The 12,448-nt window shown below is 72.4% G+C and carries 9 protein-coding genes; 3 read left to right on the top strand and 6 right to left on the bottom strand.

Annotation, left to right across the window (positions count from 1 at the left end; translation table 11 throughout):
• Positions 1 to 67 precede the first annotated feature (67 nt).
• Both ACWH4W_RS17015 and ACWH4W_RS17010 read left to right on the top strand, forming a co-directional pair.
• Complete coding sequence (locus tag ACWH4W_RS17015; protein WP_473076570.1) at positions 68 to 778, top strand: RHS repeat-associated core domain-containing protein; 711 nt, start codon at positions 68 to 70, stop codon at positions 776 to 778.
• A 1,235-nt stretch (positions 779 to 2,013) separates the two neighbouring features.
• Positions 2,014 to 4,413: a glycoside hydrolase family 84 protein gene (locus ACWH4W_RS17010; protein ID WP_473076569.1), complete on the top strand. Its 2,400-nt coding sequence runs from the start codon at positions 2,014 to 2,016 to the stop codon at positions 4,411 to 4,413.
• Positions 4,414 to 4,454: 41 nt separating this feature from the next.
• Here the strand turns inward: ACWH4W_RS17010 and ACWH4W_RS17005 are convergent, their stop codons facing one another.
• The 6 genes from ACWH4W_RS17005 to ACWH4W_RS16980 form a co-directional block, all read right to left on the bottom strand.
• Complete coding sequence (locus ACWH4W_RS17005; protein WP_473076568.1) at positions 4,455 to 5,147, bottom strand: N-acetylmannosamine-6-phosphate 2-epimerase; 693 nt, start codon at positions 5,145 to 5,147, stop codon at positions 4,455 to 4,457.
• Positions 5,144 to 6,100, bottom strand: coding sequence for an ROK family protein (locus ACWH4W_RS17000; RefSeq protein ID WP_473076567.1), 957 nt, complete (start codon positions 6,098 to 6,100; stop codon positions 5,144 to 5,146). The genes ACWH4W_RS17005 and ACWH4W_RS17000 overlap by 4 nt, the downstream gene beginning before the upstream one ends.
• A complete protein-coding gene (locus tag ACWH4W_RS16995; RefSeq protein ID WP_473076566.1) occupies positions 6,097 to 7,056 on the bottom strand; it encodes a dihydrodipicolinate synthase family protein in 960 nt (319 codons plus the stop codon). The genes ACWH4W_RS17000 and ACWH4W_RS16995 overlap by 4 nt, the downstream gene beginning before the upstream one ends.
• An 89-nt stretch (positions 7,057 to 7,145) precedes the next feature.
• Positions 7,146 to 8,633, bottom strand: coding sequence for an exo-alpha-sialidase (locus ACWH4W_RS16990; protein WP_473076565.1), 1,488 nt, complete (start codon positions 8,631 to 8,633; stop codon positions 7,146 to 7,148).
• Between the two features lie 24 nt (positions 8,634 to 8,657).
• The gene (locus ACWH4W_RS16985; protein WP_473076564.1) at positions 8,658 to 9,677 is read right to left on the bottom strand and encodes an acetylxylan esterase; all 1,020 of its coding nucleotides are present in this window, start codon (positions 9,675 to 9,677) and stop codon (positions 8,658 to 8,660) included.
• A 224-nt stretch (positions 9,678 to 9,901) separates the two neighbouring features.
• A complete protein-coding gene (locus ACWH4W_RS16980; RefSeq protein ID WP_473076563.1) occupies positions 9,902 to 10,654 on the bottom strand; it encodes a FadR/GntR family transcriptional regulator in 753 nt (250 codons plus the stop codon).
• A gap of 138 nt (positions 10,655 to 10,792) precedes the next feature.
• Here ACWH4W_RS16980 and ACWH4W_RS16975 point away from each other — a divergent pair, with 138 nt between their 5' ends.
• Complete coding sequence (locus ACWH4W_RS16975; protein ID WP_473076562.1) at positions 10,793 to 12,412, top strand: ABC transporter substrate-binding protein; 1,620 nt, start codon at positions 10,793 to 10,795, stop codon at positions 12,410 to 12,412.
• The last annotated feature ends 36 nt before the right edge of the window (positions 12,413 to 12,448 follow it).

Below are 12,448 nucleotides of genomic sequence, written 5' to 3'. Positions count from 1 at the left end.
ACAGCCAAGCTGATGAGCTCATGCAGGGTAGCGGGACACCCGTGAACCGGCGGGCACCCTGAACTCCGTGACGACCGGGGGGAAGTCCTCCTACGACCTCACCGACGCCACCGGCAACGTCCTCGGCCTCGCCGACGACACCGGCAAGCGCACCCACACCTACGCCTACGGTCCGACGGACCTGCCCCGCGGCACCACCACCGAGGCCGTCCCCCAGCCCTACCGCTACGCGGGCGCCTACCTCGACCCGACCGGCCTGTACAAGATGGGCCACCGCTGCTACGACCCCGCCCTGGGCCGCTTCACCCAGCCCGATCCCTCGGGGCAGGAAACCAACCCCTATCTCTACGCTGAGGGGGACTGTGTCAACCGGACGGACCCTACGGGCCTCGCCTCATGCGCGGAGAACGTCGTCATGGGGATCTTCTCTCTCGGCGGTGCTGCCGCGTCAACCGTGGGTCTGCTGACGACACCGCTTGCTGGCGGAGCCTCTGCACGGGTGGCGGTCGTGGGCTACGAGACGTCCACACCCGCCCTCGCCTACAGCATCGGAGGAGTGGCCAGTGAGTGGTTCCAGCCCGTCGCCTCCGGGAGAACGATGGGTTTTTGCCGGTTCCGGGCTGACGGCTGTGGCAATGCTGGGCCATTTCCTTGCCCACCGTGCCCAGGGAGATCTCAGTCTCTCCTCATCTACCGTGATTCCTCTCGTGCTGGGGTCATCAGCTTGGCTGTTTTCCTCTGGCAGTGCGTGCTGCGGGTGTGGTCAGGCAAGAACTGAGAACAGGTAAAACTGCCGTTGCCTGTCCGACCAGCAGCTGACGGTGAGTCCGGCCCCGGAGCGGTTTCCGTTCCGAGGCCGAGCCGTGCGTCCTGTACAAGACGGGCCGCCGTTGCTGCAGTGGCCACTTTCGCCGTACTTGCTGTCTCGGCTGTCCTCGCATTCGTGACGCTGCTTCTGCAGTTCGTGGGCGAACGGAACACTCATGGCCGAGGGCGCCACAAGACGGCCCCGGTGCTTGCCGGATGCGGCGGGGTGATCGGAGCCGCAGGGGTGCTGCTGCTCCGAGTGGAGCCAACCCGGCGGGGTGCCCCTCCTGCACGGCGGGACCCCGCCGGGTTGGGCGCCGCGGAAGGGCTTGTGCAGTGAACGGTGGAACTCGGTTCACGTACCACACGGCGCCGGCCACGGTCAGATCGCGGACAAGGGGGTCGGTTGCACGCTGCTCCTTCGAGTCCTCGCCCACCGGGACGGCCTGAAGTGAAGGAGCCACTGCGATGACGACGCACCGACCACGAGCCGGCGCCCGGCGCGCCCGTGCCGACCCCGGTCCCGGCCGGCAAGGGGCAGGCCGTCCCGGCCTTCAGTGGCGGGCGTGGTCGCGGTCGACGTGCTGGTGGTCCCGGGACTGTTCCGTGGCGGTGGCGCGGGGCGCGGAAGGGGGCGCCGCCCCCTGGCAGGCGCGGCCCGCCGGGAGAGGGATTTGCCGGGCCGGACGGACCTGGACGATGCCGTGGGTGCGGGCCGGGACGGGTGTGGCGACGGCCGGGCGCCCCGACGGACAGCGACAGGACGCCTGGGGCACGACACGTCAGGGTGGGCCGGTCAGTCGACCGCGCGCAGCACCACCCGTACGACGCTCATGATTCCTCGCCCGATCCACCCGAGCAGCCCTGTCTCCACGACCAGCTCGGCAGCGTCCGCGGCCACGTCCCCCCGGTCCGGCCGGGAAGAGCACCGGGAACAGGAACGAGGCCAACGACGCTTCTGCGCACCGCACTTCCTGCACATCACCATGGCCTCATTCTCTCCTCGCTCCCGGAGGTGCCCGGAACACCCCCGCGTCCACGGCGTCCGGTGACGTCTTCGGCGCCGTGCGCGGGCGTCCGTCGGCCGGCGTGAAGCCGGGCCGCGAAGAGGTCTAGACCCCATACGTCTTACGTCCTACCGTCGAAGGACGGCACCCTCTCCGCGCACCAGCCGATTTCCCGGTCCGTACCACCTCTGGAGGTCTCGTGGGAAGACGCACGACAACCCTGGCGACGCTCGGCGTGTGCTTCGCGCTCGCAAGCGGTCTGGCGGCCGGAGCGCCCTCGGCCACAGCCGTGGAGGCGGGCCCCCGCGCGGCCGCCCCGCTGCCGCCGGTCACTCCGGTACCCCAGTCCCTGTCCCGCGTCGGGGCCGACGTCCCCGTCACGGGCAGGGTGATCGTCGTGGCGGACGCGGAGACGGACGTCCACGCCCGCGCCCGTCTCGTCGCCGAGCTGAAGCGGCACGGCGCCGGCCGGGTCGACCTCGTCGCTCCCGGGAACGTCCCCCGGGCCGCCGCCGGCCTGCTCACCGTGCGGCTCGGCCCGGCCACCCGCCCCGACATCGCGTCAGGACTCGGCGACACGGCCGTCCCCGACCGCGCGGAGGGCTACGCCCTGCGCGTCGCGCGGGCCGGGCGGGGAGCGCAGGTCGTCCTGGGCGGCACGGACGGATCCGGCCAGCTCTACGCCGTGCAGACGCTGCGTCAGCTGTTCGTCCGCTCCGGCGGCGGCTGGAAGGTGGCCGGCGCCCAGGCCGGCGACTTCCCGTCGATGCCGCTGCGCGGCACGATCGAGGGGTTCTACGGGCAGCCCTGGACGCACGCCGAACGCCTCGACCAGATGGACTTCTACGGGGACGTCAAGGCCAACACCTACGTCTACGCGCCCAAGGACGACCCCTACCACCGGGACAAGTGGCGCGACCCCTACCCGGCGGAGAAGCTCGCGGAGCTGGGCGAGCTGGTGGACCGGGCCGCGGTGAACCACGTGCGCTTCACCTTCGCGGTCTCCCCCGGCCAGTCGATCTGCTACTCCGACCCGGCCGACCGCAAGGCGCTCAAGGACAAGCTCCGGGCGCTGTACGACCTGGGCACCCGCGCCTTCTCCGTCCCCCTCGACGACATCGACCACAGCCGCTGGAACTGCGAGGCCGACCGGGCCGCGTACGGCGCGCCCGGCACCGGGGCCGCCGGGAAGGCGCAGGCCGACCTGCTCAACGACGTCCAGCGCACCTTCGTCGACACCCACGAGGGCGTGTGGCCGCTGCAGATGGTGCCCACCGAGTACTACAACCACGCGGAGTCGGCCTACAAGCGGGCCCTGCGGGAGACCCTGGACCCCGCGGTCGAGGTGATGTGGACCGGAGTGGGCGTCGTGCCCACCGGGATCACGAACGAGGACGCCGAGCGGGCCTCGGAGGTGTTCGGCCGCAAGGTGTTCGTCTGGGACAACTATCCGGTCAACGACTTCGGCAACACCAGCGGGCGTCTGCTGCTCGCGCCCTACGACAAGCGGGAGGCGGGCCTCTCCGACCACCTCTCCGGCGTCGTGGCCAACCCCATGAACCAGCCGTACGCCAGCAAGGTCGCCGTCTTCGGCACCGCGGACTTCGCCTGGAACGACCGCGCGTACGACGCGGGCCGCACCTGGCGCCAGGCCCTGTCCTACCTGGCCGGCGGCGACCGGGCGGCCACCGAGGCCCTGCTGGTCTTCGCCGACCTGCAGCACCTGGCCCCGACCTTCGGCGACACCCCGTGGCAGCCCCAGGCTCCCGGGCTGTCCCGCCGCGTGGAGGCGTTCTGGACGGCGTGGGACGAGGGGGACCGCACCGGCGCGGTCCGGGCGCTGCGTCCGTACGCGGCGGCGATCGAACGGGCGCCGGGCACCATCCGTTCCGGCGCGGTGCAGCAGGGCTTCACCGTCGACGCGGCGCCCTGGCTGGACGCCACCGGACTGTGGGGCACGGCGACGGTCAGGATGCTCGACGCGCTCGCGGCACGGCAGGCCGGGGACCGGGAGACCTCCGACCGGCTGCTGGCCGAGTCGGCCGGCCTGCAGGAGCGGGCCCGCGCCGTACGGGTCGACCCGCCGCGCAACGCGTGGGGCGGGGTCCGGCCCAAGGTCGGCGACGGCGTGCTCGACGCCTTCCTCACCCAGGCCGAACTGCGGCTGCGGCTGTGGGACTCCGCGGGCGGCGCGCGGAACCTGGCCCCCGAGGGGACGGCCTCCGCCTCCAGCGTGGAGCAGGGCCTCGACCGGCTGGCCGCCCGCCATGTCAACGACGGGCGGCTGGACACCCGCTGGGCCTCCGGTTACGCGGACGACGCCTGGGTGCAGATCGAGCTGGCCGAGCCGACGAAGGTCGCCGCGGTGACCCTGGCCTGGGAGAGCGCCTGCGCGACGGAGTACGCCGTGCGGACCTCCGTGGACGGGGTGACCTGGCGGACCGAGTCCACGCGGCGCCCGGAGTCCTGCGGCACGGACGTCGTCCGCCTCCCCGGCGACGAGGCCGTGCGGTACGTCCGCATGCAGGGTGTGGAGCGCAGGACGACGTGGGGCTACTCGCTCTACGAGCTGGGCGTCTACGGAACGCCCAGCTCGTAGGACGTACGGGGGAGGCTGCCGCCCGGGGCGGCGGCCTCCCTTCAGCTCGCCGCGTCCTCCCCGCCCGCCAGACCGGCCACGAACGTCGCCGTCAGCGCGGTCGGCGCGGTGATGGCGGTGCCCACGACGACGCTGTGCGCGCCCGCCGCCAGCGCCGCGGCGGCCTGCCCGGGGGTCGCGATGCGGCCCTCGGCGATCACCGGCACGGTGATCGCGGCGGCCAGGTCCGCGACGAGGGCGAGGTCCGGCGCGGTCTGGACGGGCGAACCGGGCACGTAGCCGGACAGGGTCGTCCCCACGAAGTCGGCGCCCTGTGCGGCGGCCTCACGGCCCTCGTCGAAGGTGGACACGTCGGCCATGACGAGGGCGCCCGCCTCGTGCACGGCCTTCACGAGATCGGCGAACGTGCTGCCGTCGGGGCGGGGCCGGGCGGTGGCGTCGGCGGCGACGACGGCGGCCCCGGCCTCCACGAGGGAGAGCGCGTGGCGCACGGTCGGCGTGATGAAGACGCCGCTGTCGCCGTCCTTCCACAGTCCGATCACCGGCAGGTCCACGGCCGCGACGGTGGCGGCGACGACCTCCGGGTCGTTGACCCGTACGGCCGCCGCGCCGCCCGCCCGGGCGGCGAGGGTCATGCGGACCAGGGTGTCGGTGTGCCGCATCGGGTCGCCGGGCGGGGCCTGGCAGGACACGATCAGTCGGCCCTTCAGGGCGTCGGCCAGGGGCAGGGTCATCGCGGGGCTCCGGTGGAGGTACGGGGGTGGTGCAGGGGCAGGGTGCGGGTCAGCTCGGCGGCGCCGAGGACCGCGGCGTCGGGTCCGCCGCGCGGCGGCACGGGGCGCAGACCCCGCAGGGGGGCCATCAGCTCGGCCGTGAACGCGGTGTTCAGGGCGTCCAGGTACAGGGCGCCGATCCGGGGCACCCCGCCGCCGACGACCACGCGGTCGGCGCCCAGCGCGTTGGCGAGGCCGCCCAGGGCCCGGCCGACGGCCCGGCCGCCGAGCACGATGGCGGACGTGGCGTGCGGATCGCCCCCGAGCGCACGGGCGGCCACGCTCTCCAGACGGTCGGCCGGCAGGCCGCTCATCCGTGCGTAGTGGGCGGTGATCGCCGGACCGGCGGCGATCGCCTCCAGGTGCCCGGTGGCGCCGCAGGTGCAGGGCAGTCCCTCGGCCTCGGGGCTGGGCAGGTGCCCGAGGTGACCGGCGATGCCGGCCGCCCCGTGCAGCATGCGGCCGTCCACGGCGACGGCGCCGCCCACTCCGGTGCCGACGGCGGCGTAGACCATCGTGTCGTTCCGGCCGGGGGCGCCGGTCAGTTCCGTCGCCGCCGTGGCGCGGACGTCGTTGTCGCAGGCGACGGGGAGGCCGGTGCGGGCGGCGAGGCCGGAGGCCAGGGCGGTGCCGGCCCAGCCGCGGATCGTGTCGGTGGCGCTGGTGACGGTTCCGGTCACCGGGTCGATGACTCCGGCGGCGGCGACGCCGATCGCGGCGGCGCCCGGCGCCCACACCGCGCGGACCTCCTGGGCCAGCGCGTCGAGCACCGCCTCCGCCCCCGCCGTCGCCGGGGTGGGCAGGGTGTGCCGGGCCAGGACGGCGCCGTCGGCCGCGACCAGGGCGGCGGCGATCTTCGTGCCGCCCAGGTCGAGGCCGATCACCGGGGCGCCGTCCGGGAACCGTGCCGTCATCGGGGCGGGAGGAGGCCGGCGCCGCGCAGCCGCTCCTCGACCTGTGCGACCGATGCCTCGCTCAGCTGGATCTGCGGTGCGGCGGTGGTGCCCTCGGCGAACACCCCGAGCAGGCGCAGCGCGTGCTTGAAGGCGCCGATGGCGGAGGAGTTGCGGCCCATCTCGCTCTCGGGGCCCGCGTCGACCATGCCGAACAGCTCGACGAGCCGCTCCTGCTCCTTGACGGCGGTGTCGAAGTCGCCGGCGCGCACCGCGTCGTAGAGGCGCACGTAGCCCGCGGGATCCACGTTGCCCAGGCCCGGCACGACACCGTCGGCGCCGGCCAGCAGGGCGGCGTCCACGGTGAGTTCGGAGCCGGTGAGGATGCTGAAGCCGGCGGCGGGGCCGTCGGCGCGGCCGTGGCGTCCACCGAGTTCCACGACGAGCCGGCGCAGGCCGCCCTCGTCACCGCTGCTGTCCTTCAGACCGGCCAGCGTGCCGTCCTCGGCGAGTTCGCGGACCAGGGCGACGGAGAGCTTGCTGTGCACGGAGACCGGGAGGTCGTAGGCGTACAGCGGCAGGTCGACGCTCGCGCGCAGGGTGCGGAAGTGGTGGGCGATCTCCGCCGGGTGGGTGCGGGCGTAGAAGGGCGCGGTCGCGACCAGGGCGTCGGCGCCGGCCTCGCGCGCGGCCTCGGCGTGGACGAGGACGCGGGGCGTGGTCATGTCGATGACGCCGGCGAGCACCGGGACCCGGCCGGCGACGGTCTCGACGACGGTCCGCAGCGCGGTCTCGCGCTGCCGGTCGGTGAGGAAGGCGACCTCGCTGCTGGAGCCCAGGGCGAACAGTCCGTGCACTCCCCCGCTGACGAGATGCTCCACGTGCCGGGCGAGCGAGGCGGTGTCGACCTCGCCCGACGCATCCAGGGGGGTGCAGACGGGCGGTACGACGCCGCGGAGGGGCTGGGACGGGGACATGAGTGTTCTCCTGGGCTTGCGAGTGGTGGAACGGTGGGAACGGGCCGCCGGGCGTCGGGGTGTCCGGCGCCCGGCGGCCCGTGGCCGTGTTACGGCGCGGTGACGGTGAACGTCGTGTCGCCGTAGGAGTTCTGCCAGCCGCGGACGGTGTACTTCGCGGTGGCCTTCACGCTGCCGGCGGTGGCGCCGGCGGGAACGGTGACGGGGATCTTCATGTTGGCGCCCTGGCCCGGGTTGAGGGCGGGCACGTCGACCTCGGGGGCGCTCCAGCCGGCCGGCAGGGTCAGGGAGACCTTTCCGCCGGGGAGGGTGACGTCGTTCTGGCTGACGACGCGCACGGTGACGGTGGTGGTCTTCCCGGCCGGCAGGGAGGCGGGCGGGGTGACGGTGACCGGGGCGCAGACGCCGCCGAGCCACTGGAGGTCGAAGGACGAGTAGGTGATGTGCCGGTAGTTGGCGCGCTCCCAGAGCATGCCCACGCGGTCGTTGCCCGCGGTGCCGCTGCCGAGCGGGGTGAGCGTGGAGTAGGCGGCCGAGCCGGCCTCGACGGTCTTGCGCACCGGCCAGTTCTGCCCGTCGTCGCAGGAGAGGCGGACGGTGAGGTTGCTGCGGCTGTTGGTGGTCGCCGTGTTGCTGAACATCAGCCACTTCGACCGCGGGTGGCTGGCGGGCACGTCCGGTGCGAAGCGCATGATGGAGCCGTTGTTGGCGGGGTCGGGCAGCTCGGTGTCCTGCTGGAAGGGGGTGTAGGTGACACCGCCGTCGCTGGAGTAGGCCACCTTGCGGTAGGGCGCGGCGCGGCTGTTGAGCATGACGCGGCCGTCGGAGAGCTCGACGGTCTTGTTCTCGTCGGCGCCGGGGCCGACGAGGTTGCCCGCCTTCCAGGTGGCGCCGTGGTCGTCGCTGTAGACGCTGAGGGCGTAGTTGCCGCCGTTGTAGCGGACGGCGAACTGCTGGATGAGGCGGCCCGCGTACTGGCCGTGGCGGAGCTGGATGCCCTCGCCGGAGGCCGCGAACATGCCGCCCCAGGCCGGGTTCTTGACCTCGGCGGTGATCCGCTCGTGCTTCCAGGTCAGGCCGTCGTCGTCGGAGTAGCTGTAGTCGACCTGCTGGACGTCGGGGTCGTTCTCGTCGTTGCCGGTCGCCGAGCCGAAGTAGCCCTGGTTCACGGTCGAGGAGTAGAAGGCGAAGATCCGCCCGGTCTTCCGGTCGACGAGCAGGCTGGGGTCGCCGTTGCCCTTGGGCGCGGCCTCCTTGCGCACGACCTGCTGGGCCTGCCAGGTGGCGCCGTTGTCGGTGCTCCGCCGGATCACCACGCCGATGTTGCTGGGCAGGTCGCCGAGGGTGGGGCGGGCGTCGTAGGCCGCGATCAGGGTGCCCTTGGTGGTCCGGGTCAGGGCGGGGATGCGGTAGTAGGGGGAGCCGGTGCCGGCGGTGGCGATGTCCTGCGAGGTGAGGGTGCCGGGGGCGAAGGCCGCGGCCTGCGCGTCGGCGGTGTGCGCGGCGGGGGCGCCGGTGATCAGCAGGGCCAGGGCCGCGCCCGCGGTGGTGGCGGCGAGGGTGACTCTACGCTGCATGAACGTGCCTCTTCTCTGAGGGGGTCAGGCGAGCTGGGGGTCGTGCAGGGTGGAGATACCGGGGCCCGCGAGCCGGGGTAGGGCGAACAGGTCCCGGAGCCAGAGGAGTTGTTCGCGCCGGTGATGGGCGGCGCCGCCCTCGTGCCCGTTGAACTCGTAGACCCGCAGGTCCTTGGCGCCGCCGTAGCGGTGGTAGGCGGCGAAGCAGGTGGAGGGCGGGCAGACGGGGTCCATCATGGCGATGGAGAAGAGCGTCGGGGCGGTGGCGCGGGAGGCCAGCACGGCCGCGTCGACGTAGGACAGGGTGGTGAAGACGGTCTCGACGCGGTCGCGGTGGAGGCTGAGGTACTCCGCGATCTCGGTGTAGGGCGGCGCGCCGGCGACGAGTGCCCCGCGGCGGATGTCGCACAGGAACGGGGTGTCGGGCATGACGCCCGCCAGGCCGGGGAGGAGTCCGGCGACGGCGAGCGAGATCCCGCCGCCCTGGCTGTGCCCGGTGACGACGACCCGGTCCGGGTCGACGGCCGGGTGGGCGCGGGCGGCCTCGGTGAAGAGCACGGCGTCGGTGTAGACGCGACGGTAGTAGTGGTTCTCCGGGCTGTCCACGCCCCGGGTGAGGAAGCCGGGGACGTCGCCGTTGAGGGACACGGTGTCGGGGGTGTCGCCGCCCGCGGTGGACCAGCCCTGGCCGCGGGTGTCCATGATGAAGTGGGCGTAGCCGGCGTTCGCCCAGATCAGCTGCTCGTGCGGCAGTCCGCGGCCGCGTCCGTAGCCGAGGAACTCCACGACGCAGCCGAGCGGGCCCTCGGCCCCGGCCGGCAGGTGCAGCCAGCCCCGCACGGGTTCGCCCGCGAAGCCGGGCACGGTCACGTCGTAGGTGGTCACCTGGGTCAGACCCGTGTCCTCGCGGACGAAGCTCGGGGTTCCGCCGGCCGCGCGCGCCGTCCGCAGGGTCCGGTCCCAGAACGCGTCGAGGTCGGCGGGTTCGTCGAGGTCGGGGCGGAGTGCGAGGCACTCGGCAAGGGTCAGGTCCGTGAGTGGCATGGAGGGGGCCCCGGTGGGTGAGGCGTGCGCGCGGCGCAGCGCAGTGACGGGAACTAAGAGCAGACGTCTGATGTCTGCTGTCCTGGGACCCTAAGGACCGTGACGGGCGACCGTCAAGTACCTCGTCGTACGGGCCCGCTCCCCCGCGGACGGACGGCGACCCGGCACGACACGGCGGAGGCAGCCCCGCCGCCGGGGCTGCCTCCGCCGTGGAAGGACCGGGGTCAGCGACGCGCCCGGGCCTCCGCGATGCGCTGCCGGACCGGCTCGTAGTGCTCGCTCAGGGCCGCCTCGAACTCGGCGGGGTCGCGGTCGCGCACGGCGTCCACGATCCGCTGGTGGTTGGCGATGGTGGCCGCCTCGTGTTCGTGCGTGAAGACGTCCAGGTGCGGCGCGACGATGACGTAGACGTCCCAGAACGCCGTGGAGAGCTGCCCGATGAGGGCGTTGCCGAGGGGGGCCAGGAGCAGCGTGTGGAAGGCGCGGTCGGCCTCCACGAAGCCGTGCCCCTCGCCGGCGCCGGCCCGGCGCATGTCGTCGACGAGCGCTTCCAGCCGGTCGATCTGCTCCTCGCTGAGCGCCTCGACGAGTTGTTGCGCCATCCCCCGCTCGAACAGCTCGCGGACCTCGATCAGGTCGTCCATCACCTGGAAGTCGTCGTCCGGGCTGAGCAGACCGCGGAAGGTGAGGCTCTCCACCAGGGCGGACAGGCTCAGCCTGCCCACATAGGTGCCGTGACCGTGCCGCACCTCGACGATGTCGAGGGCGGTGAGGATCCTGATGGCCTCCCGCACACTGGAGCGGCTGGCCCCGAGGGCCTCGCACAGCGCGGGCTCGGTCGGCAACGGGTCGCCAGGACGTAGCTCGTTGCGCAAAATGTACGATTTAATGCCGTCCACCACCTCCTGTCGCAACGGCTGGCGCACCGCTCTCGGTTCGGACACAGTCCGCTGAATCGCCCTTTGTCCCACCGCCACCTCTTGACCCCTCTCCCTTGCCCGACTACGTTCCCACGCTATCAAGCATCAGACATCAGACGTCTGATGCATTCACGAAGCGTTACGTTCGCGCCAGTCCCTTCGTGAAGAACCAGCCAGTCCGTATCCTCGCCCGTCATGACTCCCCGCCAGGAGGATTCCTTGTCCCCGCGCAGTGCATCCGGCGTCGACCGCCGCACCTTCATGAGATACACCAGCGCCCTCGGTGTGGCGACCGCGATCACCGCGGGCCTGTCCGCCTGCGGCGGACCCGGCAGCACCGGTGACGACTCCGGCGGTTCGGGAGGCAGCACCGACACCATCGAAGCCGGTCTGTCGTACCCGCTCTCCACCGGCTTCGACCCCATGATCACCTCCGGAGCGACCCCGTTCGCCGCCAACATGCACATCTTCGAGGGCCTGGTGGACCTCGACCCGGCCACGCTCGTCGCCCGGCCGACGCTGGCCACCGAGATGCCGCAGAAGATCAACGCGACCACCTACCGGGCCACCCTCCGCAAGGGTGCCACCTTCCACGACGGATCGCCGGTGACCGCCGACGACGTGGTGTTCAGCTTCGAGCGCGTCCTGGACCCGAAGAACGCCTCGCTCATGGCGCAGTTCGTGCCCTTCATCGACCGGGTGACGGCCGTCGACCAGTCGACGGTCGAGTTCAAGCTGAAGTACGCCTTCGCGCTCTTCCCCTCGCGCATCTCCGTGGTGCGCATCGTGCCCAAGAAGATCGCCGGCGCCGACGCCAAGGCCTTCGACGCCAAGCCGGTCGGCTCGGGTCCGTACCGCTTCGTGTCGGCGGTCCGCGAGGACAAGATCGTCATGGAGGCGTACGACAAGTACAACGGTCCGCACCCCGCCAAGGCCAAGAAGATGGTCTGGCACCTGATCTCCGACCCGTCGGCCCGGGTCAGCGCGCTCAAGTCCGGACGCGTGCAGGCGATCGAGGACGTGCCCTACATCGACGTCGCGGGCATCACCGGCAAGGACAAGGTGGAGTCCGTCCAGTCCTTCGGCCTGCTGTTCCTGATGTTCAACACCAAGGACAAGCGCTTCGCCGACAAGCGGGTGCGCCAGGCGCTGCACTACGCCCTCGACACCGAGAAGATCATCTCCACCGCCCTGCTGGGCAACGCCGAGGCCGCCACCGGGTACGTGCCGGCCACCCACCCCGACTACCACAAGGCCGCCACGGTCTACAGCCACGACCCGGCCAAGGCCAAGAAGCTGCTCGCCGAGGCGGGCGTGCGCAAGCTCTCCTTCACCCTGCTGCTCACCGACAACGGCTGGATCAAGGACATCGCGCCGCTGATCAAGGAGAGCTGGGCCGCGGTCGGCGTCGACGCCAAGCTCGACATCCAGCAGTCGGCCGCGCAGTACGCCAAGATCGACCAGGGCGGCTTCGACGCCCTGGCCGCCCCCGGCGACCCGTCCGTCTTCGGCAACGACGCGGACCTGCTGCTGCGCTGGTTCTACTACGGCTTCTGGCCGGAGAAGCGTTACGGCTGGACGGGCACCCCCGCCTACAAGAAGGTCAAGTCGCTGCTGGACAAGGCCGCTTCGGAACCCGACGAGGCCAAGCGCAAGGCCCTGTGGGGACAGGTCACCGACACGGTCGCCGACGAGGCCGCCCTGTACCCGATCCTGCACCGCAAGCTGCCCACCGCCTGGCGTGAGGACGCGCTCACCGGGTTCAAGCCGCTGCCCACCACCGGGCTGTCCTTCATCGACGTCGGCCGCGCCTGACCCGCACGCCCACGCCGACGGGCCGCCGCTCCTGGA

Source organism: Streptomyces sp. DSM 120436, assembly GCF_055778765.1.
The sequence above is the reverse complement of the archived record's forward strand: the minus strand, read 5'-3'. Positions and strand labels throughout refer to the sequence as shown.